21 protein-coding genes are annotated in these 21,897 nt (G+C 72.7%); 19 read left to right on the forward strand and 2 right to left on the reverse strand.

The window, feature by feature from the left end:
- A partial coding sequence (locus tag NS354_RS11785) for an MFS transporter (RefSeq protein WP_153002208.1) occupies nucleotides 1-770 on the reverse strand: 770 nt, incomplete at its 3' end.
- Nucleotides 771-974: 204 nt separating this feature from the next.
- Between NS354_RS11785 and NS354_RS11790 the strand changes: the two genes are divergently transcribed.
- From NS354_RS11790 to NS354_RS11815, 6 genes are all read left to right on the forward strand, one after another.
- Nucleotides 975-1,478 (forward strand): Lrp/AsnC family transcriptional regulator, encoded by a 504-nt coding sequence (locus NS354_RS11790; RefSeq protein ID WP_058594664.1) that lies wholly within the window; start codon nucleotides 975-977, stop codon nucleotides 1,476-1,478.
- 9 nt (nucleotides 1,479-1,487) lie between these two features.
- Entirely contained in the window at nucleotides 1,488-3,047 is a 1,560-nt protein-coding gene (locus NS354_RS11795) for an AMP-binding protein (RefSeq protein WP_058594665.1), read from the forward strand.
- Nucleotides 3,044-4,459 carry a beta-ketoacyl-[acyl-carrier-protein] synthase family protein gene (locus NS354_RS11800; RefSeq protein ID WP_275934831.1) on the forward strand — a complete coding sequence of 472 codons (1,416 nt, stop codon included), beginning with the start codon at nucleotides 3,044-3,046 and terminating at the stop codon, nucleotides 4,457-4,459. The genes NS354_RS11795 and NS354_RS11800 overlap by 4 nt, the downstream gene beginning before the upstream one ends.
- Complete coding sequence (locus tag NS354_RS11805; RefSeq protein ID WP_058594666.1) at nucleotides 4,456-5,631, forward strand: acyl-CoA dehydrogenase family protein; 1,176 nt, start codon at nucleotides 4,456-4,458, stop codon at nucleotides 5,629-5,631. Before NS354_RS11800 ends, NS354_RS11805 begins: the two co-directional genes overlap by 4 nt.
- Before the next feature lie 107 nt (nucleotides 5,632-5,738).
- Nucleotides 5,739-6,209: a MarR family winged helix-turn-helix transcriptional regulator gene (locus tag NS354_RS11810; RefSeq protein WP_058594667.1), complete on the forward strand. Its 471-nt coding sequence runs from the start codon at nucleotides 5,739-5,741 to the stop codon at nucleotides 6,207-6,209.
- A gap of 147 nt (nucleotides 6,210-6,356) precedes the next feature.
- A complete protein-coding gene (locus tag NS354_RS11815; protein WP_082678068.1) occupies nucleotides 6,357-7,688 on the forward strand; it encodes a M23 family metallopeptidase in 1,332 nt (443 codons plus the stop codon).
- Between the two features lie 117 nt (nucleotides 7,689-7,805).
- Here NS354_RS11815 and ppa read toward each other — a convergent pair whose 3' ends face one another.
- Nucleotides 7,806-8,300 (reverse strand): inorganic diphosphatase, encoded by a 495-nt coding sequence (gene ppa / locus NS354_RS11820; RefSeq protein WP_058594669.1) that lies wholly within the window; start codon nucleotides 8,298-8,300, stop codon nucleotides 7,806-7,808.
- 99 nt (nucleotides 8,301-8,399) lie between these two features.
- Between ppa and tilS the strand changes: the two genes are divergently transcribed.
- From tilS to cls, 13 genes are all read left to right on the forward strand, one after another.
- The gene (gene tilS / locus NS354_RS11825; RefSeq protein ID WP_058594670.1) at nucleotides 8,400-9,542 is read left to right on the forward strand and encodes a tRNA lysidine(34) synthetase TilS; all 1,143 of its coding nucleotides are present in this window, start codon (nucleotides 8,400-8,402) and stop codon (nucleotides 9,540-9,542) included.
- 4 nt (nucleotides 9,543-9,546) lie between these two features.
- Nucleotides 9,547-10,104, forward strand: a complete 558-nt coding sequence (hpt, locus tag NS354_RS11830; protein WP_010154661.1) for a hypoxanthine phosphoribosyltransferase — start codon at nucleotides 9,547-9,549, stop codon at nucleotides 10,102-10,104.
- Between the two features lie 141 nt (nucleotides 10,105-10,245).
- Nucleotides 10,246-12,369 (forward strand): ATP-dependent zinc metalloprotease FtsH, encoded by a 2,124-nt coding sequence (ftsH, locus tag NS354_RS11835; RefSeq protein WP_058594671.1) that lies wholly within the window; start codon nucleotides 10,246-10,248, stop codon nucleotides 12,367-12,369.
- A gap of 4 nt (nucleotides 12,370-12,373) precedes the next feature.
- Nucleotides 12,374-12,961 carry a GTP cyclohydrolase I gene (gene folE / locus NS354_RS11840; protein WP_058594672.1) on the forward strand — a complete coding sequence of 196 codons (588 nt, stop codon included), beginning with the start codon at nucleotides 12,374-12,376 and terminating at the stop codon, nucleotides 12,959-12,961.
- Entirely contained in the window at nucleotides 12,958-14,262 is a 1,305-nt protein-coding gene (folP, locus tag NS354_RS11845; protein WP_241490518.1) for a dihydropteroate synthase, read from the forward strand. The genes folE and folP overlap by 4 nt, the downstream gene beginning before the upstream one ends.
- Nucleotides 14,259-14,798 (forward strand): 2-amino-4-hydroxy-6-hydroxymethyldihydropteridine diphosphokinase, encoded by a 540-nt coding sequence (gene folK / locus NS354_RS11850; protein WP_058594673.1) that lies wholly within the window; start codon nucleotides 14,259-14,261, stop codon nucleotides 14,796-14,798. The genes folP and folK overlap by 4 nt, the downstream gene beginning before the upstream one ends.
- Nucleotides 14,785-15,309 carry a DUF3180 domain-containing protein gene (locus NS354_RS11855; protein ID WP_058594674.1) on the forward strand — a complete coding sequence of 175 codons (525 nt, stop codon included), beginning with the start codon at nucleotides 14,785-14,787 and terminating at the stop codon, nucleotides 15,307-15,309. Before folK ends, NS354_RS11855 begins: the two co-directional genes overlap by 14 nt.
- Before the next feature lie 23 nt (nucleotides 15,310-15,332).
- Complete coding sequence (locus tag NS354_RS11860; RefSeq protein ID WP_058594675.1) at nucleotides 15,333-15,857, forward strand: PH domain-containing protein; 525 nt, start codon at nucleotides 15,333-15,335, stop codon at nucleotides 15,855-15,857.
- Entirely contained in the window at nucleotides 15,854-17,563 is a 1,710-nt protein-coding gene (locus NS354_RS11865; RefSeq protein WP_241490526.1) for a PH domain-containing protein, read from the forward strand. Before NS354_RS11860 ends, NS354_RS11865 begins: the two co-directional genes overlap by 4 nt.
- Nucleotides 17,560-18,288, forward strand: a complete 729-nt coding sequence (locus NS354_RS11870; RefSeq protein ID WP_058594676.1) for a Rossmann-like and DUF2520 domain-containing protein — start codon at nucleotides 17,560-17,562, stop codon at nucleotides 18,286-18,288. The genes NS354_RS11865 and NS354_RS11870 overlap by 4 nt, the downstream gene beginning before the upstream one ends.
- Before the next feature lie 86 nt (nucleotides 18,289-18,374).
- Nucleotides 18,375-19,922: a lysine--tRNA ligase gene (gene lysS, locus NS354_RS11875; protein WP_058594677.1), complete on the forward strand. Its 1,548-nt coding sequence runs from the start codon at nucleotides 18,375-18,377 to the stop codon at nucleotides 19,920-19,922.
- 55 nt (nucleotides 19,923-19,977) lie between these two features.
- Nucleotides 19,978-20,157: a hypothetical protein gene (locus NS354_RS11880; RefSeq protein ID WP_058594678.1), complete on the forward strand. Its 180-nt coding sequence runs from the start codon at nucleotides 19,978-19,980 to the stop codon at nucleotides 20,155-20,157.
- Between the two features lie 76 nt (nucleotides 20,158-20,233).
- Nucleotides 20,234-21,715 (forward strand): cardiolipin synthase, encoded by a 1,482-nt coding sequence (gene cls, locus NS354_RS11885; RefSeq protein WP_058594679.1) that lies wholly within the window; start codon nucleotides 20,234-20,236, stop codon nucleotides 21,713-21,715.
- Nucleotides 21,716-21,897: the final 182 nt, after the last annotated feature.

Here is a 21,897-nt window from a genome sequence, read left to right on the forward strand (position 1 = left end):
TAGGAGCGTGTGCGGCCGTGCGCTCCCGGGCCGTCGGGTCGGGGGTCGGGCGCATCGGCGAGCGCGATCCCGGCGATGGGCGGCGCGCACTCGCCGTGCGGGGCGACGGCGATGATCACCGGCACGAGGGCCGCCAGCACGATCGCGACGGCGAGGTACGGCGTCTGCAGCGGCGCGCCGACCTGCGAGAGCAGCCCGCCCGCCAGGGGACCGGCGGCCACGCCGCCCGAGGTGGCGAGCAGCGTGAGCCGCCCGACGAGCGCGGGGCGGCCGGGCAGGAGTGCGCGCAGCGCCCCTGATCCGGTGCCCGTCGCGCACGCCACCGCGATGCCCTGCACGGCGCGGGCGACGCAGAACCAGCCGAGCGTCGGCGCGTAGGCGAGGGCCGCGGTGGCGAGCGCGGCGGCCGCGAGTGCCGCGATGAGCACGGTGCGGCGGTTGACCCCGTCTGCGATGCGCCGGAACAGGATCAGGCCCGCGATCAGCGAGAGCACGTAGCTCGAGAACGCGATCGAGATGCCGAGCGATCCGGTGCCCAGTCGGGTTTCGAGGAGCGGGAACAGCGGGGTGCTGAGGTTCGCGCTGACGAGCAGTGCGAAGAGCGCCAGCGAGGTGAGCGCGACCCGAGCGCGGCGGCGGTGCAGTGCCGCGGTCGGCGCGTCGGGGGTGCGAGCCGCGGGCGCCGGGGCCCCGGCGGCGGGCGCGCGGTGGAGGTGCGGGGTGCTCGGAGTGGTGAGCGGGTTCGCGTTCGCTGGTGCGGTCGCGCGCATGGCGTGCTCCTTCTTCGGGCGCAGGGGTGGCGCGTCCGATGGTTCAGCCCGCGGGGTGGTGCGGGCGGTGATCCGAGTGCCGCGGGGGTGTCCGCCAGCACGTGAATGAGTTCATCGTACCTCGTCGATCTGCGCAAGTGACGCGGAGCAAATTGAGCGATATGATCAATTACGAATGCAGCGACCCAGCAGAAAGTGAACATAATGAGCGAACTCGATACGACCGATCGACGTATCCTGCTGCTGCTCGATCAGGATGCGCGGATGCCGACCGCGATGATCGCGGCCGAGCTCGGCCTCGCGCGCGGCACCGTGCAGGCGCGGCTCGACAAGCTGAAGGGTGCGGGCGCGCTGCGTCTGCACAGCTCGCGAGTCACCCCCGCGGCGCTCGGCCGGCCGGTCGGTGCGAGCGTGCAGGTCGAACTCGACCAGCATCAGATCGGCGCCGCGGTGGCGGCACTCGCCGACATCCCCGAGGTGCTGGAGTGCTTCGCGCCCGCGGGCAGCACCGATCTGCTGCTGCGCGTCGTCGCTCGCGACCCCGACGATCTGTACCGCGTGAGCGAGGAGATCCGGCTCTGCCCGGGCATCACCCGCACGTCGACGAGCCTCTTCCTGCGCGAGGTGATCCCGTACCGCGTCACCGGCCTGCTCGCGCACGCTCAGGGCGAACGGGCGCGGGGGAGCGGGGCGGGCGGTCGAGCGTAGACTGGCGGCATGCCCATCACGCCGGCGATCCTGCGCGTCGCGCAGCAGCATCCCGAGCGGCTCGCGATCGCGGGCGAGGGGTGCGCGCTGACCTACGGCGAACTCGTCGAGCAGTCGCGGCGCACGTTCGCCGTCGTCGACGAGCTGCACGCGCCGCTCGCGGCCCGCACCGGCGAGGCCCGCGGCGCGACGCACCATCCCGCCGCAGCGCCCCGGCCCGCGCCCGAGACCGGCGGCATCCCGATCAGCGCGATCAGCGTCGACTCCGCGTTCGCGGCGGCGCGCTTCGTCGCGGCCCTCGCCGGCTACCGGGCGGTCTCCGCGACGATCGATCCGCGGTGGCCGCTCGAGCACCGCGTGGGCGTGGTGCTGGCGACGGGCATCGGGCTGATCGTCACCGATTCCGCGGATCTCCCAGCCGCGCTCGCCGAGCTCGGCTGGGGCGGCGCGATCCTGACCCTTGACGAGTTCGCGGATCGCGAGCGCCGCGCCCACCCCGCTCCGCCGCCCGCCGCGCGGCCCGGCGACGAGGCGTTCCTGCTCCTGTTCTCCTCGGGCACGACGAGCCGCCCGAAGGCGTTCCTGAAGACGCGCCGCCAGTACCGCGAGAACGTGGCGGTGTCGAGCGCGCACCTCGAGCCGCTCCCCGGCGTCGCGACGCTCGCGCCGGGGCCCGTCTCATACAGCCTGACCCTGTACGCCGTGATCGAGTGCCTCGCCACGGGCGGCAGCGTGCACGTGGCCGACGCGTTCGACCCGTTCGCCGTCGCGGGCCGCGTGCGCGACGCGGGCATCACCCGGGTGGTCGCGGTGCCGGCGGTGGTGCAGGCGCTGACCGACGCCGCCCGCCGCGACCCGGAGGCCTTCGCGCGGCTCGAACTCGTGGTGACCGGCGGAGCGAACCTGCCGGCGGCCATCCGCGACGGGCTCGCGCGCGTGCTGCCGCGGGTGCGCCTCATCAGCTACTACGGCGCCGCCGAGATCGGGTTCATCGGCGACAGCCGCGGCGGCGACGGCGCGACGATCTCGGTGTACCCCACGATCGAGGTGGGCGTGCGCGACGCCGCGGGTGCGCCGGTGCCGGGCGGCGAGGCGGGCACGCTCTGGGTGCGGGCGGCCGCGTGCTCCGACGGCTATCTCTCGGGCACGACCGACGAGGTGCTGCAGGGCGAGGACGGCTGGGCGACGGTGCACGACCAGGCGCGCCTCGTCGACGGCGGGCTGGAGCTGCTCGGCCGGGCCGGCGACATGGCGGTGACGGGCGGGCACAAGGTGTCCCTGCACGAGGTCGATCGGGCGTTCGCGGGCGCTCCCGGCGTCGCGGCGGCGGTCGCCGTGGCGCTGCCGCACGACGCGCTCGGCAGCGTCGTCGCCCTCGTCGTGGAACCCGAGGCCGGAGCGGCACCGGATCGCGAGGCGCTCGCCGCGCTCGCCGCCGAGCGCCTGGCGCCGCAGTTCGCGCCCCGCAGATGGTACGCGCTGCAGCCGCTGCCGCGCACGGTGGGCGGGAAGGTGCGCCGCGCGGAGGCCGCCGAGCGGGTGCTCGACGGATCGGCGGTGCGCCTGTGAGCGCGCAGCGGGGTCGGCGGGTCGTCATCACCGGCATGGGCGCCGTGACGCCGAGCGGCCTCGGCGTCGGCGGGCTGTGGGACGCGGTGGTGCACGGGCGCAGCGCGATCCGGCGTCTCGAAGGCCCCGGCTTCGACGCGCTGCCGGTGCGCATCGGCGGCCGCGTCGACGGATTCTCGGCCGACGGGCTCGTGCCGCCCGGCCTCAGGCGGCGCCTGAGCCTGGTGCAGCTGTGGGCGATTGCGGCCGCGGATGAGGCGCTGCAGCAGGCCGGCGTCGGCGCCGGTGCGGCTGCGGGCCGGGACGATGCGGCGGAGGGCAGCTACGACGCGCTCGCGGGCGGCTGGGCGTCTGCGTTCGCGGGCGATGCGGATCGCGCGGCGATCATCGCGGCCACCGGCTCCGGCCCGGTCGACGCCATGCAGGCCGCGACGCGCGCACTCGACGCCGGCGGCCCGCGGTCGGTTCCGCTGGCGCTCGCCGTGTACGGCGCCCCGGATGCGGCCGCGGCGATCCTCTCCCTGCGGTACGGAGCGACGGGCCCCGCGCAGGGCGTCTCGGCGACGTGCGCGAGCGGGGCGATCGCGCTCGGCGAGGGCCTGCGCCGCATTCGCCACGGATACGCCGACGCCGTGCTGGTCGTCGGCATGGAGGACTGCCTCGGCCCCGTGAATCTCGCCTCGAACGCGAACCTGCGCGCGCTCGCCGCCGGGTTCGAGGATGCGCCGCAGCGGGCGAGCCGCCCGTTCGACCGCGCTCGCACCGGGTTCGTCATGTCGCAGGGGGCGGCCGCGATCCTGCTCGAATCGGCGGATCGCGCATCGGCGCGCGGCGCGGCCCCGCTCGCCGAGCTCGCCGGCTTCGGCGCGTCGAGCGACGCCCACCACGCGACGGCGCCGCACCCCGAGGGCCTCGGCGCGGCTCGCGCGGTCGCGCAGTGCCTCGCCGACGCGGGCGCGACGCCCGAGCACGTCGACCACGTGAACCTGCACGGCACCGGCACTCCCGCGGGCGACGCCGCCGAACTCGCGGCGCTCGACCGGGCGCTCGGCGCCCGCGCGCGATCGATTCCGCTCACCGCGACCAAGTCGAGCACGGGGCACCTGCTCGGCGCTGCGGGCGTCGTGGAGGCGATCATCTCGGTCGAGGCGCTTCGAGCGCAGCGCATCCCGCCCACGCGCAACCTCGCCGACCCCGAGTTCCCCGAGTTCGATCTCGTGTCTGGCCAGGCGCGGGCGGCGGCGCTGCGCACCGTGCTCTCGACCTCGTTCGGCTTCGGCGGGCACAACGGAGCCATTCTGCTGCGCCGGGCGGGCGAGGCGCCGCCCGAGGGCGGAGCCTCGATGGAGACGACGCACACCCCGATGCGGGCGAGCAGCACCTCGCCGGAGACGATGGAGGAGACCCCGTGACCGATCGCGAACGCGCGCATGCAGCGCTCGCCGAGCGCTACCTTCCCGACGACCTGATCGCGCGGTTCCGCGAGCGGGCCGCCGTCGTGGATCGCGAGAACCGCTTCTTCGACGAAGACCTGGCCGAGCTGCGGGAGCGCGGCTACCTGCAGCTCTTCGTGCCCGCCGAGTTCGGCGGACCCGGGCTGTCGCTGCACGAGGTGTCGCGTCTGCAGCAGCGCCTCGCGGGCGCCGCCCCCGGCACCGCGCTCGGCATCAACATGCACCTCATGTGCACCGGCGTGGTCGCGGCGATGCTCGCGCGCGGGGACCGTACCCTTGCGCACGTCTTCGAGGAGGCGGCCGCGGGAGAGATCTTCGCGTTCGGCATCAGCGAGCCGGCGAACGACTGGGTGCTACAGGGCTCGAACACGACGGCGGAGCCGCAGCCCGACGGCGGGTACCGGCTGACCGGCACCAAGATCTTCACCTCGCTCTCGCCGGTGTGGACGCGGCTCATCGCGCACGGGCTCGACGCGAGCGACCCGGGCGCGCCGCAGCTGGTCTACGGATTCATCGAGCGCACCTCGCCGGGCATCGCGGTGTCGGATCACTGGGACGTGCTCGGCATGCGGGCGTCGCAGAGCCGGGCGACCCGCCTCGACGGCGCCGTGATGCGCGCGGACCGGGTGGCGCGGCGCATCGCGCCCGGCCGAACGCCCGACCTGCTGACATTCGCGATCACCGCCAACTTCCAGCTGCTCGTCGGGTCGGTCTACGCCGGCGTGGCGCGACGCGCACTCGAGGTCGCCGCGGAGGCGCTGCAGCAGCGGCGATCCGCGTCGCGAGACGCACGGCTCTCCGAGGTGCCCGAGTGGCGCACCCGTCTCGCGGACGCGCATCGCGAGTTCCTCGCGGTTCCGGCGCAGCTCGACGCGTACACGCGCGACTTCGATGACCTCGTGGACCACGGCTCGGGGTGGCCGATCCGGCTCGTCGCGTCGCGCATCGCGGCGGGCGAGGCGGCGCGGCGGGCTGCCGAGACGGCGCTCGCCTGCACCGGGGGCGCGGGCTTCGACAACGGGGGCGAGGCGGGCAGGCTGCTGCGCGATGCGACCGCGGGGCTCTTCCATCCGCCGAGCACCGACGCGTCGCGCCCGATGTTCGCCGCGGCGCTGCTCGACGAGCAGTAGCGGGAAGCAGGCGACCGGCGACGCCCTTGTCGGCGGTCTCGGGCCACGATAGCCCGTGATCGCGGAGATGGGAAGAGGCGCGGATCGACGTCTGCGAAGATGAACGCATGACTTCGCACGACCCATTGGCGCTCGAGCGCCAAGTCTGCTTCGCGCTCACCGTCGCCTCGCGCGGCATCGTGGCCGCGTACAAGCCGGTGCTCGATCCGATGGGCATCACCCACCCGCAGTACCTCGTGCTCCTCGCGCTCTGGGAGCACCGCTCGCTCGATCTGCGCACCCTCGCCGAGCTGCTGCACCAGGAGGCGTCGACCCTGTCGCCGCTGATCAAACGCCTCGAGGCGCAGGGGCTCGCGCATCGCTCCCGCAGCACGACCGACGAGCGGCGTCTCGAGATCACCCTCACCGAGGCGGGGGAGGCGCTGCGAGCGGAGGCCGAGCAGGTGCCGGCGCGGATGGCGGAGCGTCTCGGCATGCCCGCCTCCGAGCTGCAGGAGTTGCACCGGTCGATGGTGCGTCTCATCGAGGCGAGCCGCGCCTCGCTCGGCGTAGACGGCGGCAGCGGGCCGCACAGCTGAGCGGGCCAGTCGACCGCGCCGGGCTCCCGGCCGGGCGGTCGAGTCTGGGCACGCACCGCGCCGAGGTGCTACCGTTGCCGGAGAACTGCGCATATTGCACGATTTGGGGGCAGAATGCAGAAACGGAAGGCGAGCACGACGAGGCGTGTGCTCGGAGTGTTTGCCGCGTGCGCGATCGGCGCCGGAATGCTGGTGGGCGCCCAGTTCAACGCGCCCCCGGCGCAGGCCCTCGATCTGCCGACGTGGGACGACGTGCAGCAGGCGAAGCAGAACCAGTCGACTGCGGCGAAGAAGGTCACGGAGATCGAGTCGCTGATCGCGGAGGGCGAGAAGGAGCTCGACCGACTGCGCAATCTGCACGCGACGACGATCGATGAGCTGCACGAGGCGGAGGACGCGCTCGCGGCGGCTTCGGAGAAGGCCGCGAACCTCGAGACGCAGGCCGAGGCGAGCCGCAAGGAGGCCGACGAGGCCGCCGATCGGGCCGGCGCGATCGTCGCCCAGATGTACCGTTCGGGCGGGGTGGATCGCAGCGTCGAGATGTTCCTCGACTCCGACGGCAGCACCGCCGACGCCCTGCTCGACCGCATGGCCTCGATGTCGAAGGCGACCGAGCGCAACACGACGCTCTCGCAGGAGGCCGAGCAGGCCGCGAACACCGCCGACACCCTCGGCAAGCAGGCGGAGGCCGCCGCGCAGGAGCGCGAGGAGCTGCGCCAGGTGCAGGAGGAGAAGGAGGCGGCCGCGGCTGAGGCCGTCGCCGGCCAGGGCGACAAGGTGCGGAAGCAGGAGGAGCAGCAGAAGACGCTGCAGACCCAGCTCGCCGCGCTGAAGGACACCACGACGAAGACCGTCGAGGGGTACGAGGAGCGCCTGCGCATTGAGGAGGAGCAGCGACGCGCCGAGGCCGAGCGTCTGCGCAAGGAGGCCGAAGCGGCGCGGAAGGCCGCCGAGGAGGAGGCCGCCCGTCGTGCCGCAGCAGGCGGCGGCGGCGGAGGCGGCGGTGCTCCGGCTCCCGGCGGTGGCGGTGGCGGAGGCGGCGGCGGAAGCGCACCGCCTCCGAGCGGCGGCGGTGGCGGCGGCTCGAACGGCTGGATCTACCCGACCGCGGGCTTCTACGTCTCCGAGGGCTTCCGGCCCCCGGGCCGCCCCGATCACACGGGCATCGATCTCGCCACGGGCTGCGGCACGCCCATCTTCGCGGCGAAGGAGGGCACCGTCGCGCTGGCGTACTGGGACGGCGGCGGTGGCGGCAACATGGTCTCCATCAACCATCCGAACGGCTGGCAGACCCGCTACGCCCACATGATCGGCTGGGCGACCGTCAGCGCGGGCCAGCAGGTGTCGGCGGGCCAGGTCGTCGGCTACGTCGGCAACACCGGCGCGAGCACGGGCTGCCACCTGCACTTCGAGATGCGCCCGAATCAGGACAACGGCTGGTACGACTTCGTGAACCCCGCCTGGTACATCGCCTTCTGATCGGGCGCGGGCCGGCCGGCGACGAGTGAGGGGCTCGGGATCATCGCGATCCCGAGCCCCTTACCCGTTCTTCCGGAGACGACGCCGAGCGACCTCGGGCCGCCGGCGCCGGCCCGGTCAGTGCCCTGCGGTCTTCAGGCGATCCTGCGCCTCGACGATCAGCTGCTCGGCGTCCGCGGCGGAGCCCCAGGCGTCGACCTTGACCCACTTGTTCGGCTCGAGATCCTTGTAGTGCTCGAAGAAGTGCTCGATCTCCTTGCGGGTGTACTCCGGGATGTCGGCGACGTCCTGGATGTGCGCCCAGCGCGGATCCTTGTGCTGCACCGCGATGACCTTGTCGTCTCCGCCGGCCTCGTCGCTCATCTTGAGCACGCCGACGGGGCGCACCTTGACGCCGACGCCCGGGAAGACGGGGTAGTCGAGCAGCACGAGCACGTCGAGCGGGTCGCCGTCCTCGCCGAGGGTCTGCTCGAAGAAGCCGTAGTCGGTGGGGTAGACGAAGCCCGTGTAGAGCACGCGGTCGAGGTACACCCGCCCCGTCTCGTGATCGACCTCGTACTTGTTGCGGCTCCCCTTGGGGATCTCGATAACAGCGTCGAATGCTGCGGCCATGCGCGCTCCTCCGTGCCTTCTGTCAGCGGCCGCGAGCGGCCGAGTGTGCATATGCGGGCTCCAGGCTACCCGACGGCGCCGTGCCGGTACCGTTGAGGCATGCTGCAGACCGCGCTCCTCGCCACCCGCCGCGCCGTCAGGGATGCACTGCGGGAGGAGTTCGGCAGCGGCGCGGCGGGAGGCGCGGCTGCGGGCGCGGGCGAGCGGGGCCCCGTGGTCGTGGCCCTGTCGGGCGGCGCGGACTCCCTCGCGCTGGCCGCGGCCGCCGCGTACGTCGGGGAGCGCGACGGATTCGCCGCGGCCGCCGTCGTCGTCGACCACGGTCTGCAGGCGGGGTCGGATCGGGTGGCCGAGCGCGCCGCGTCGCAGGCGCGCGGGCTCGGGCTCGAGCCGGTGCTGGTGCGCCGTGTCGCGGTGCGGGAGTCGTCGGAGGCGGGCGGGCCGGAGGCGGCGGCGCGCGATGCGCGCTACGCGGCGCTCGCGCGTGCGGCGCGGGAGATCGGGGCCGCCGTGATCCTGACCGCCCACACCCGCGACGATCAGGCGGAGCAGGTGCTGCTCGGCATCGCAAGGGGCTCGGGGGCGCGCAGCCTCTCGGGCGTGCCGCCGCGCCGGGAGTTGGGCGACGGCCTCGTCGTGCTGCGCCCGTTCGTGCGCGCCGATCCGTCGATCACGCGCGCCGTGACGGAGGCGGCATGCCGTGAGGCGGGCCTCGACGCCTGGCGGGATCCGCAGAACGCCGACCCCGCCTTCGCCCGGGCGCGGGTGCGCGCGAGCGTGCTGCCGCTGCTCGAGCGCGAACTCGGCCCGGGCGTCGCCGCGGCGCTGGCACGCACCGCCGATCTGGCCCGTGAGGACGCGGAGGCGTTCGACGCGATGGTCGCCGAGCAGATCGAGGAGATCGTGGAGCACGCCGAGGCGGGGATCGCGGTATCGGTCGCCGCGCTGGCCGCGAACCCGGCCGCGCTGCGGCACCGCATCATCCGCCGGGTCGCGGAGGCGGAGTTCGGCCGCGAGCTGAGTCGGGAGCACACGCTCGCGATCGCCGCCCTCGTCACGCACTGGCGCGGCCAGGGCCCGGTCGAGGTGCCCGGCATCACCGTGTCGCGGGCGGGGGGCCGCATCGAGTTCGCGCGGCGCACCGGATCGCCGCGGAGGCGGCGGGGATGCGCGGACGGCGATCGGGCGGAGGGCGGCGGGGCCCGCGGTGTCGCCGGCACCCCCGAGGCGATGGAAGAATAGACGCATGGATGCGAAACATCTGGGCGATGAGCTCTCCGTCGTACTGCACACCGAGGCCGAGCTGCACCAGCGGCTCGCCGAACTGGCCCGCGAGATCGAGGCCGACTACGCCGAGGAGCCCCCGCTGCTCGTCGGCGTGCTGAAGGGCGCGGTCATGGTGATGGCCGACCTCGCGCGCGAGCTGCGCTTCCACGCGCAGATGGACTGGATGGCGGTCTCGTCGTACGGCGCCAGCACGAAGTCGAGCGGCGTCGTCAAGATCCTGAAGGATCTCGACGCCGACATCACGGGGCGCGACGTGCTCATCGTCGAGGACATCATCGACTCGGGTCTGACGCTGTCGTGGCTCAAGGAGAACCTCGAGAGCCGCGGTGCGAAGTCGGTGCGGATCTGCACGATGCTCCGCAAGCCGGAGGCGCTGAAGGTGGAGGTCGACGTCGCCTACGTGGGCTTCGACATCCCGGTCGAGTTCGTGGTCGGGTACGGGCTCGACTACGCCGAGAACTACCGCAACCTGCGCGACGTCGCGGTGCTCGCGCCCCACGTGTACGGCGGCGAGTAAGCGCACCGAACCCCACGCGCGCCCGGAGCGTCGAGTGCGCCGTGAGCGGACAAATCCCCGCGGCTCAGACCGATGTCAGTGGCATTGGCTACGCTTACCGATGCTGGATCTCCCGGCACGCACCTTCGGAAAGGTCCAGACTTGGCAGAGAATTCGACGAAGAGCACATCGAAGAGCCGTCGGCTCCTGCGCGGGCCCCTGCTCTACCTGATCCTCGCCCCGATCATCGTGCTGCTCGGCTGGTCGCTGCTCTCGGGAGGGAGCACGCGGGAGGTGTCGACCGAGCGCGGCCTCGAGATGCTCGCGGACGGGAAGGCCCTGCACGCCGAGATCATCGACGGCGATCAGCGGGTCAATCTGAAGCTCGAGCAGGCCGACACGAAGACCGGCTCGCAGGAGGTGTACTTCTACTACGTGATGCCGCGCGGCGTCGACGTGGTCGAGGCGGTGAACTCGGCCGATCTCGAAGACGGCTACACCGATCAGGTGCCGCAGCCGAGCCCGATCTGGTCGCTGCTGAGCTTCCTCCTCCCGCTCCTCATCATCGGCCTCCTCATCTGGTGGATGCTCTCATCGATGCAGGGCGGCGGCCGGGGCGTCATGCAGTTCGGCAAGTCGAAGGCGAAGCTCGTCTCGAAGGAGACCCCGCAGGTCACCTTCGCCGACGTCGCGGGTGCCGACGAGGCGGTCGAGGAGCTGCACGAGATCAAGGACTTCCTGCAAGACGCGACCCGATTCCAGGCGGTCGGCGCGCGCATTCCAAAGGGCGTGCTGCTGTACGGCCCTCCCGGCACGGGCAAGACGCTGCTCGCGCGAGCGGTCGCCGGTGAGGCGGGCGTGCCGTTCTACTCGATCTCGGGCTCCGACTTCGTCGAGATGTTCGTCGGCGTCGGTGCGAGCCGCGTGCGCGACCTCTTCAAGGAGGCGAAGGCGAACGCCCCGGCGATCATCTTCGTCGACGAGATCGACGCCGTCGGCCAGCGACGCGGTCAGGGCATGGGCGGCGGTCACGACGAGCGCGAGCAGACGCTCAACCAGCTGCTCGTCGAGATGGACGGCTTCGACCCGAAGACCAACGTCATCATGATCGCGGCGACGAACCGCCCCGACATGCTCGACCCCGCGCTGCTGCGCCCCGGCCGCTTCGACCGCCAGGTCGGCGTGGACGCCCCCGACATGCCTGGCCGCCTGAAGATCCTCCAGGTGCACGCGAAGGGCAAGCCGCTCTCGAAGAACGTCGACCTCGAGGTCGTCGCGCGCAAGACGCCCGGGTTCTCGGGCGCCGACCTGGCGAACGTGCTCAACGAGGCGGCGCTGCTCACCGCCCGTTCGAACGCGCAGCTGATCGACAACCGCGCGCTCGACGAGGCCATCGACCGGTCGATCGCCGGTCCGCAGCGGCGCACGCGCCTGATGCGCGACCACGAGAAGCTCATCACGGCCTACCACGAGGGCGGGCACGCGCTCGTCGCGGCCGGCCTGAACCACACCGACCCGGTGACGAAGATCACCATCCTGCCCCGCGGGCGAGCGCTCGGCTACACGATGGTGATCCCGCTGGAGGACAAGTACTCGGTGACGCGCAACGAGCTGCAGGATCAGCTCGCGTACGCCCTCGGCGGCCGCGTCGCCGAGGAGCTCGTGTTCCACGACCCCACGACGGGGGCGGGCAACGACATCGAGAAGGCGACGAGCACCGCCCGCAAGATGGTGACCGAGTACGGCATGTCGGCGACCGTCGGCCCCGTCAAGCTGGGGCAGGCGCAGCCCGGCGCCTTCATGGGGGAGTTCGGACAGAGCCGTGACTACTCGGAGGGCGTCGCCGTCACCATCGACTCCGAGGTGCGCGATCTGCTCGAGCAGGCGCACAACGAGGCGTACGAGGTGCTGGTGCGCAACCGCGACATCCTCGACGCCCTCGCACGCGAGCTGCTCGAGAAGGAGACGCTCGATCACATCCAGATCGCCGAGATCTTCAAGGACGTGCAGAAGCTCGCCCCGCGGCCGACCTGGCTGTCGCACAGCGACCGACCGGTGTCGAGCCGACCCCCGATCGAGGTGCCCGCCGCGGTGCGCACCGACGACCGTGCGGTCGGCGATCCCGAGCCGGGAGCCGGACTCGACCCCGAGGCGCCGAACGACGGACCCGTGATCGCGGCGGACCCGGTGCCGGGCCCCGTTCCGCCCCAGGTGACCGATGAGCCGGGCCTGCCCCCGCGCAACCTCGGCGCGCCCGGCGGCGACGATCGCGACAGCACCCCGTAACACGATGGGTGACACGGTGGATCGGGAGCGGATCGCTTCGGCGGTGCGCGAGCTCATCAGCGCGATCGGGGAGAACCCCGACAGCCCCGAGCTCGCGAGCACGCCGTTCCGCGTCGCCGATTCGTATGCGGAGTTCTTCGCGGGCGTCGGGCGCGACCCCGCGGTGCTGCTCTCCGACTCGGTGCCCGTCGGCGACGACACCGGCGAGCTCGTCGTCGTGCGCGACATCTCCCTGAGATCGATGTGCGAGCACCACCTGCTCCCCTTCCGGGGGCGCGCCCACATCGCGTACCGGCCGAACGAACGGGTCGTCGGGCTGAGCGCGATCCCGCGCGTCGTCGACGTGCTCGCCGCCCGGCCGCAGATGCAGGAGCGCCTCGGCGAGCAGATCGCGCAGACGCTCGACGACGGGCTGAGGCCGCGCGGCGTGCTCGTCGTGCTGGAGGCGAGCCACGGGTGCGTCGCCGACCGCGGCGTGCGCCAGAGCGACTCCGCCATCATCACCGTCGCATCGCGCGGGTCGCTCGCTGACGCGGCGGAGCAGGCGGCGGTGTTCGCGCTGATCGGCCGCCCCGAAGGCGGGGCGGCGTGAGCCGCAGCGACGCCCGTCCGGTGGTGATGGGCGTGCTCAACGTCACCCCCGACTCGTTCAGCGACGGCGGCGCGTACGCCGAGCACGACGCGGCGATCGCCCACGGCGTCGAGCTCGCGCGCCTGGGCGCCGACCTCGTCGACGTGGGCGGAGAATCGACCCGACCGGGAGCCGCGCCGGTGCGCAGCTCCGACGAGCAGGAGCGGGTGCTCCCCGTGATCCGGGCCCTCGCGAGCCGCAGCATCGGCGTCTCCGTCGACACGCTGCACGCCGACACCGCGCATGCCGCGGTCGAGGCGGGTGCGCGCTGGATCAACGACGTCTCCGGCGGGCTGCACGACCCCGAGATGCTCGACGCCGCCGCCGACGCGAGCCGTCGCGGTGCCGCCGGGCTCATCATCGGGCACTGGCGCGGCGTGCCCGACCCGGGGCACCTGCGCTCCGACTACGCCGACGTCGTGAGCGACGTGACTCGGGCGCTCAAGGAGCGGGCGAGCGCCGCCGTCGCCGCGGGCGTCGACCCGGGGCGCATCGTGCTCGACCCGGGGCTGGGGTTCGACAAGACGGGCGCGCAGGGCTGGCAGCTGCTCGCCGGGCTGGACGAGGTGCGCGCGCTCGGCTTCCCCGTGCTCATCGGCGCATCGCGGAAGCGCATGCTCGGGGAGGCCATCGACGGTCTGGCCGCGCCGCGGAGCGCGGCCGGGAGCGCGACGGCCCGCCCCGCCGGTTCCGGCTCCGCGCCCGCGCCCTCGCCCGCGCACGACCGCGACCTGGCGACCGCGGTGGTCAGTGCGCTGGCCGCCGAGGCTGGGGCATGGGGCGTGCGCGTGCACGACGTGCACGGCACGCGGCAGGCGCTCGCCGTGCAGTCGGCCTGGAGCGACGCGCGGCGGCACGTGCGCGCGCGGCAGCCGCAGGCCACCCCGCCCGACCGCATCACGCTCACCGGCCTCGAGGTGTTCGCCCATCACGGCGTGTTCGACTTCGAGCGCGAGCAGGGGCAGCGCTTCATCATCGACGCGGACGTCGAGGTGGACCTCGCCGGCGCGGCGGCGGAGGACGCGCTCGCCCGCACCGTGCACTACGGGGAGCTGGCGGACGCGATCGTCGACGCGGTTGCGAGCGACCCCGTCGATCTCATCGAGACCGTCGCCGAGCGCGTCGCCCGCGTCGCCCTCGGCTTCGTCGGCGTGCGCTCCGCGCGCATCACCGTCCACAAGCCCGACGCGCCGATCGCGCAGACGTTCGCCGACGTCTCCGTGACCGTCGAGCGTCGCGCCGGGGGAGGAGCGCACGCATGATCGCCCAGATCGTCCCCGTGCTCCTCGCCTTCGGCGCGAACCTCGGCGACCGCGGCGAGACGATCCGCGCCGCCCAGCGGGCGCTCGCCGAGACCCCGGGCATCGAGGGGTTCGAGGCCTCCCCGCTGCGCGAGACGATCGCGCTGACGGAGGCGGGGCCCGACCCCGACGCGCCCCGCTACATCAACGGCGTCGCGCGGGCGCGCACCACCCTGACCCCGCACGCCCTGCTCGACGCGATGCAGGCCATCGAGACGCGATTCGGCCGCGTGCGCGAGGCCCGCTGGGGCGACCGCACGCTCGACATCGACCTGGTGCTCTTCGGCGGGCGCGTCATCGACGACGACCGACTGCAGGTGCCGCACCCCCGCGCCCACGAGCGCGACTTCGTGCTCGCCCCCTGGCTCGATCTCGACCCCGACGCGGTGCTGATGGGGCACGGGCGGGTGGCGGACCTCCTCGCCCGGATCGGCGACACCACCGTGCCGGCAGACGCTGCGCCCCGCGACTCCGGAGCGACCGATGCGCAGGATTGAGCGCAGCAATCCCCTCGCCATCCTCGCGACGGCCGCGATGGGCGCCGCCGTCGGGCTCGTGGTGCAGTTCGCGCTGTCGGGCAGCGGGCGCGCTCCGTTCGTTCCGCCGCTGCCGCTCGCGGCATCCCTCGTGCTCGTCGCGGCCGTGCTGATCGTCTTCGGCCTGCGACTACGGCGCCAGATCCGGAAGCAGCCCGGCGCGATCGACCCCTTCCACGCCGTCCGCCTGGTGGTGACCGCGCGCGCGGCGCAGCTCGTCGGTGCGCTGTTCGGCGGCTTCGCGGCCGGCCTGCTGCTGTCGCTCTCGGGCCGAAGCGTCGCCGCGGGCGGGGCGACCTGGGTGCCGATGGTGCTGGTGCTCGTGTCGGGCGCCGTACTGCTCGGCTGCGGCGCGCTCGTCGAGCAGTGGTGCCGCGTACCGCCGGGCGACGGCGCCGATGAGACCGGCGACGCGGGCGGCGAGGGCCCGGAGCGCGGGCCGCGCGATCCCGTGGTCACCCGAGACCGCTGACCGCTTGGCCGTAGACTGGGCGCATGACTACGGGTGAGGTCGACGACGCACAGTCCGCAGCCGAATGGCAGACGGAGCAGGTGGACTGGAAGCGGGTGTCCCCGTCGTATGCCTGGGCGGATCTCGTCGGCAATCTGCTGTTCGTCGTCGCGCTCGCGGCGGTGTTCGCCGTGATCCTCGTCTCGACCGACGGCTCGGCGCCGCTCGTCGTCACCGTCGGGCTTCCGGTCATCACGGTCCTCTTCCTGATCAACGCCGTCTTCGCCTTCCGCCGGGTGCGCGCCATCGGGTACGTGCTGCGGGAGGACGACCTGCTCTTCCGCCGCGGCATCATGTTCGAGCGCATCATCGCGGTGCCCTACGGACGACTGCAGCTCGTCGACGTGACCCGCGGCCCGCTGCTGCGCGCGCTGGGCCTCGCGACCCTCAAGTTCGTCACCGCCTCCGCAGCGACCGGCGTGAACCTGCCCGGGCTGCGCTCCGAGGACGCCGAGCAGCTGCGCGACCGCCTCGTGCAGCTCGCCGAAGCGCGGAGGTCGGGCCTGTGACCGTCGACCCCGAGGTCGACGCCCAGCTGCCGGGGGCCTCGGACGCCGAGGGCTGGCGTCGCATGCACCCGCTCTCGCCGCTGCTGCGCGGCGGGCTGGCGCTGATCGTGATCGCGGGCATCATCATCGCGAACTTCCGCGACCACTTCGTGCAGTTCTTCTTCGCGAACAACCTGGAGAACGGCGACGCGTCCGTCGACGTCTCCGGCGACCGCGACCTCGTCGACGTCTACGAATTCCTCGTCGCGGAGGGGCTGCTGCTCGTCGTGCTGGGCGGCATCCTCCTCGTGCTGCTGCTGATCGTCCTCTTCTCCTGGCTGGCGTGGAGGTTCGCGACGTACCGCATCACCGACACCGCCGTCGAGGTGCGGGGCGGCATCGTGTTCCGGTCGCACCGGCGCGCCCCGCTCGAACGCATCCAGAGCGTCAATCTGCAGCGATCCCTGCTGGCGCGCGCACTCGGTCTCACCAAGATCGAGATCGTCACGGCGGGGCAGGGCGGCAAGGTCGAGCTCTCCTTCCTCGGCCACCGAGACGCGAAGACGGTGCGCGAGCAGATCCTCCAGGTCTCCGGCTCGCGACGACGCGGCGGTCAGCCCCGCAGCGTCGCGGACGTCGCCGGTGCGGCCCCGGTCGGGCTCGACGGATCGGTCTACACCACGGCGGGCGACGGACTCACCGCCCGCGCCCAGGACTTCATCGACTCGGACATCGACCCGCGGGCCCTCGAGGCGCAGACGCTCGTGAAGGTGCCGGTCGGGCGACTGGCGGCCAGCATCGCGCTGAGCTGGGAGTCGGTCGTCCTCGTCATCATGATCGTCGGGATCGTCATCGGCGGGGCCGTGCTCGAGGCGTTCCTGATCCTCGGCGTCGTGCCGCTGCTGATCGTGATGGCCGGCATCATGTTCGGGCAGTTCAACAAGGGGTTCAACTTCGCCCTCTCGCGCACTGACGACGCCGTGCGCACCGGCTCGGGGCTGACGTCGACGATCACGGAGTCGATTCCGTTCGGGCGCATCCACGCCGTCGAGGCGCGCCAGCCGCTGCTCTGGCGACCGCTCGGCTGGTGGAAGGTGCGCATCACGACGGCCGGGCACTCGGTGGCGCAGGGCGGACAGAACGCTACGCAGAACGTCGTGCTGCCCGTCGGGCGAGAGCATGACGTGCTCCGCGTGATCGAGACGCTGCTGCCCGGAACGGGCGACGAGGCCGACGAGATCGAGACGCTGCGCGACGGGCTCATCGGGCCCGCCGCGGGGTACGTGCGCGGCGGGCGCCGCTCGGGCGCCGTACTGCTCTGGGGTCGCCGCCGCGCGGGTCTCGCCCTCGCCGACACGGGCGGTGACGACGCGACGCTGCGCATCCGCCGCGGCGTGCTGACGCGGTCGCTGTCGATCATGCCCATCGTGCGGGCGCAGTCGATCCAGTTGCGGCGCCCGCTCGTGCACCGCATGCTCGGGCTCGCGTCGATCTCCGCGCACACCGTGCTCGGGCCCGTGCGCATGGAGATGCGCGGGCTGGAGCTCGGCACCGCACGCGAGGTCTTCGACGCGCTCGCGGCGCTGATTCTGCGGGTGCAGGGCGCGGAGGCGCAGCGCATTCTCGACGCGCGCACCGCGGTGCCCGGCGCACAGCCGACGGCGGACCCGGCCGGCGCGGCGGGCGCGGATCCGTCAGCGGCCGACGACCGGGTGCCCGGCGCGTGAACGCGGGCGGAGGCGCGGGTGGGGCCGGTGGTGCTGCGGCATCCAGGCTCGGCATCGGCGTCGTCGGATCGGGTCGCGTCGGCCCCGTGCTCGCGCGTGCGCTCGCGGGCGCCGGGCACGCGATCGTCGGCATCACGGCCCTGAGCGACGAGAGCCGGGAGCGCGCCGCAGCCATGCTCCCCGGCGTGCCGGTGCTCGACGTGGCGGAGGTGGTGCGGCGGTCCGAGCTCGTGCTGTTCGCGGTGCCCGGCGGCGAACTGCCCGACCTGGTCGGGGGACTCGCCGCGACCGGCGCGTGGCAGCCCGGGCAGCTGGCGATCCACACCTCGCCCGAGCACGGATACGGCGTGTTCGCGCCGGCGCTCGCGGTCGGCGTCATTCCGCTGGCGCTCCACCCGGCGATGGTCTTCACCGGAACGAGTCTCGATCTCACCCGGCTCGCCGAGGCGACCGTGGCGGTCACCGCCCCCGCACCCGTGCTGCCCATCGGTCAGGCGCTCGCCGTGGAGATGGGCGCGGAGCCCGTGATCGTCGCCGAGCAGGATCGCGCGGCCTACGCCGAAGCGGTGGGCGCCGCCGGCGAGTTCTCCCGCGCGATCGTGCGGCAGAGCATCGACGCCATGCGGGCGCTCGGCGTCGACCGCCCCGAACGCGTCGTCGGCGGGATCGTGCGCGCCGCCGTCGAGGAGGAGCTGATCGCGGGGGAGGCCGATCCCGACGCCTGAGCCGGGGCGCGCCCGCCGCACGCGTCGCCGCCGGCGGAAGCTAGGATGGGTCGGTACGCCGACACGATCCGGAGGATCCCGCCCCCATGAGCGAGCAGACCGCAGCACCCGCAGAGAGCGCCCCCGAGGCGACCGCCGAAGAGATCTTCGAGCAGAAGCGGGTGCGACTCGAGAAGCGCGACCGGCTGAACGCCGACGCGGACCTCGGGGGCGGCGCGTACCCGGTCGCCCTCCCGATCACCACGACGATCCCCGCCGTGCGCGCCGCGTACGGGCATCTGGAGGAGACCCCGGATACGGCATCGGGCGACATCGTCGGCGTCGCGGGGCGCATCGTGTTCCAGCGGAACACGGGCAAGCTGTGCTTTGCGTCGCTGCAGGCGGGCGACGGCACCCGCATCCAGGCGATGGTGAGCCTCGCCGAGGTCGGCGCGGAGTCGCTCGCCCGCTACAAGGAGCTCACCGACCTCGGCGACCACCTGTTCGTGAGCGGCGAGGTGATCTCCAGCCGCCGCGGCGAGCTCTCCATCATGGTGCGCGAGTGGACGATCGCGGCAAAGGCGATCGCACCGCTCCCCAACATGTACGCGGAGCTCAACGAGGAGACGCGCATCCGCCAGCGCTACCTCGACCTGATCCAGCGCGAGCAGGCGCGCATCAACGTCGTCACCCGCGCCCGCACCATGGCCAGCCTGCGGCAGACGTTCGCCGATCGCGACTTCATCGAGGTCGAGACCCCGATGCTCCAGACGATGCACGGCGGGGCGTCGGCGCGCCCGTTCGTCACCCACTCGAACGCCTTCGACACCGAGCTGTATCTGCGCATCGCGCCGGAGCTCTACCTGAAGCGCGCCGCCGTGGGCGGCCTCGAGCGCGTCTTCGAGATCAACCGCAACTTCCGCAACGAGGGCGCCGATTCGACGCACAGCCCCGAGTTCGCGATGCTCGAGGCCTACGAGGCGTACTCCGACTACCACGGCATCGCCGACCTCACGCAGCTGCTCATCCAGAACGCCGCGCTCGCGGCGAACGTCGGCACCGAGCGCGAGGGCACGCACGTGGTGCAGTGGGCCGACGGCTCGCTCTTCGACCTCGGCGGCGACTGGGAGCGCATCTCGATGTACGGCACGCTCTCCGAAGCCGTCGGACGCGAGATCAGCCCCGAGACGAGCGTCGCGGATCTGCAGGCGATCGCCGACGCGGAGGGCGTGGAGGTGCACCTCCCGAATCACGGCAAGCTCGTCGAGGAGCTGTGGGAGCACTTCGTGAAGGGCGGCCTCACGCGCCCCACGTTCGTCATGGACTTCCCGGTCGAGACGAGCCCGCTCACGCGTCACCACCGCTCGATTCCTGGCGTCGTGGAGAAGTGGGACCTGTACGTGCGCGGCTTCGAACTCGCGACCGGGTACTCCGAGCTCGTCGACCCCGTCGTGCAGCGCGAGCGCTTCGTGCAGCAGGCCGCGGAGGCCGCGCGCGGCGACGACGAGGCGATGCCGATCGACGAGGAGTTCCTGCGCGCGCTCGAGCACGGCATGCCGCCGTCGGGCGGTATGGGCATGGGCATGGATCGCCTGCTCATGGCGCTCACGGGGCTCGGGATCCGCGAGACGATCCTCTTCCCGCTCGTCAAGTAGTCGAGGTTCGCGCTCCCCGGGTTCGCCCGGAGAGCGCAGGTACACTGGGGGCATTATGGATAACTGGTGGCTGAACGCGGTCTGGTCGTTGACGCCGACGGTGCTGATCGGCATCTTCTTCTGGCTCGTGCTGCGACTCATCCTCCGGGCCGACCGCACCGAGCGCCGGGCGTACCAGCGCATCGAGGCCGAGGAGCGCGCCAAGGCGGGGCTCCCGGCGCGCGACGACGCCTGAGCGCCGCGCGAACCCCGCTACAGTTGAGGTGCGCGCACCTGCGCGCTCAGCGCGCTGAGGTGACGGAGGGAGCCGGATGAGTTTCGACTGGCTCGGGGTCAACTGGCCCGTCGTATGGGCCTGGTTCGTGCTCGTCGTCGACAACCTGATCCGCATCGTCGCCCTCTTCGTCGTTCCCCGCAACCGCCGCCCGACGGCCGGAATGGCGTGGCTCATCGCCATCTTCGCGCTGCCGGTTCCCGGCCTCCTGCTCTTCCTCATCATCGGCAGCAAGCGGCTCCCGCGCTCGCGCGAGCGGAAGCAGGACGCGATCAACCACTTCGTCGCGCAGATCGCCGACCAGGAGGAGGCGGATCTCATCACGCCGCCCGAGCGTCTGCTCCCCGGCCTCGACAGCGTCGTGAAACTCGGCAGAGAGCTCGGCGCGCAGCCCATGCTGCAGGGCAACACGGCGTCCATCTGCATCGACTACGAGGAGTCGTTCGCCCGCATCGCCGAGGCGATCCGCGGCGCGCAGGAGTACGTGCACGTCGAGTTCTACATCCTCGTGCACGACGCCTCGACCGATGACGTGTTCGCGGCCATGCGCGAGGCGGTGGCCCGCGGGGTGACCGTGCGCGTGCTGCTCGACCACATCTCGGCCGTGCGCAACCCGGGGTCGAAGCGCACGGCGCAGAGCCTCACCGAGATCGGCGCCCAGTGGTCGTACATGCTGCCCGTGCGTCCGTGGCGCGGTGAGTACCAGCGCCCCGACCTGCGCAACCACCGCAAGATCGTCGTGGTCGACGGCGCCGTCGGGTTCATGGGGTCGCAGAACCTCGTCGATTCGTCGTACAACAAGCGCTCGAATCGGCGCCGCGGGCTGCACTGGAAGGACCTCATGGTGCGGGTCGAGGGCCCCATCGTGCTCGGGCTCGAGGCCGTGTTCCAGGGGGACTGGTATCTGGAGACGGGCGAGTACCTCACGAACCTCACCGAGGAGGCGTTCACCGTCGATCAGCCGGGCGACCTCGACTGCCAGATCGTGCCGAGCGGGCCCGGGTACGCGGGAGAGAACAACCTGCAGGTGTTCGTCGCCCTGATGTACTCCGCGCAGCGGCGCATCAGCATCACGAGCCCCTACTTCGTGCCCGACGGCTCGATCATGAACGCGGTGCGGGCCGCGACGGCGCGCGGCGTCGAGGTGGAGCTCTTCGTCTCCGAGGTCGGCGACCAGGCGATGGTGTACCACGCCCAGCGCTCGTACTACGAGGAGCTGCTGCGCGCCGGCGTGCGCATCATGATGTTCCGCCCGCCGTACATTCTGCACTCCAAGCATTTCACCGTCGACGAGGAGGTCGCGGTCGTCGGGTCGTCGAACATGGATCAGCGCTCGTTCGGCCTGAACATGGAGATCTCGATGGTGGTGCACGGCGCGGAGTTCGTGCGCGACCTCGATGAGGTCACCGACTACTACCGCGAGAACTCGCGCGAGCTGACCCTCGAGGAGTGGGAGCAGCAGTCGCTGCCCGCGCAGCTGCTCGACGGCCTCGCGCGCCTCACCTCAGCACTGCAGTAGCGGCGGCTCGGCGCGCCGGGCGGGGGTTCCACCGTTCGGCCCCGCCCGCGCGCTCCCATCCTGGCGCCCCCGCCCGCGCGCTCTCATCTCGCCGAGACCGAGGGTTCCCCTCGAGCGCGAGGGAATACTCGGCGCGAATACCCTCCGTCTCGGCGCGAACCCTCGGTCTCGGCGGATGAGAG

This window comes from Leucobacter chromiiresistens, from assembly GCF_001477055.1.
Lineage (GTDB): Bacteria > Actinomycetota > Actinomycetes > Actinomycetales > Microbacteriaceae > Leucobacter > Leucobacter chromiiresistens_A.

Excerpts from the sequence above, each read along its gene's own strand:
- NS354_RS11790 (WP_058594664.1), top strand. The coding sequence starts at position 975 with ATGAGCGAACTCGATACGACCGATCGACGTATCCTGCTGCTGCTCGAT.
- NS354_RS11795 (WP_058594665.1), top strand. The coding sequence starts at position 1,488 with ATGCCCATCACGCCGGCGATCCTGCGCGTCGCGCAGCAGCATCCCGAG.
- NS354_RS11810 (WP_058594667.1), top strand. The coding sequence starts at position 5,739 with ATGACTTCGCACGACCCATTGGCGCTCGAGCGCCAAGTCTGCTTCGCG.
- ppa (WP_058594669.1), bottom strand. The coding sequence starts at position 8,300 with ATGGCCGCAGCATTCGACGCTGTTATCGAGATCCCCAAGGGGAGCCGC.
- tilS (WP_058594670.1), top strand. The coding sequence starts at position 8,400 with ATGCTGCAGACCGCGCTCCTCGCCACCCGCCGCGCCGTCAGGGATGCA.
- hpt (WP_010154661.1), top strand. The coding sequence starts at position 9,547 with ATGGATGCGAAACATCTGGGCGATGAGCTCTCCGTCGTACTGCACACC.
- folE (WP_058594672.1), top strand. The coding sequence starts at position 12,374 with ATGGGTGACACGGTGGATCGGGAGCGGATCGCTTCGGCGGTGCGCGAG.
- folK (WP_058594673.1), top strand. The coding sequence starts at position 14,259 with ATGATCGCCCAGATCGTCCCCGTGCTCCTCGCCTTCGGCGCGAACCTC.
- NS354_RS11855 (WP_058594674.1), top strand. The coding sequence starts at position 14,785 with ATGCGCAGGATTGAGCGCAGCAATCCCCTCGCCATCCTCGCGACGGCC.
- NS354_RS11860 (WP_058594675.1), top strand. The coding sequence starts at position 15,333 with ATGACTACGGGTGAGGTCGACGACGCACAGTCCGCAGCCGAATGGCAG.
- lysS (WP_058594677.1), top strand. The coding sequence starts at position 18,375 with ATGAGCGAGCAGACCGCAGCACCCGCAGAGAGCGCCCCCGAGGCGACC.
- NS354_RS11880 (WP_058594678.1), top strand. The coding sequence starts at position 19,978 with ATGGATAACTGGTGGCTGAACGCGGTCTGGTCGTTGACGCCGACGGTG.
- cls (WP_058594679.1), top strand. The coding sequence starts at position 20,234 with ATGAGTTTCGACTGGCTCGGGGTCAACTGGCCCGTCGTATGGGCCTGG.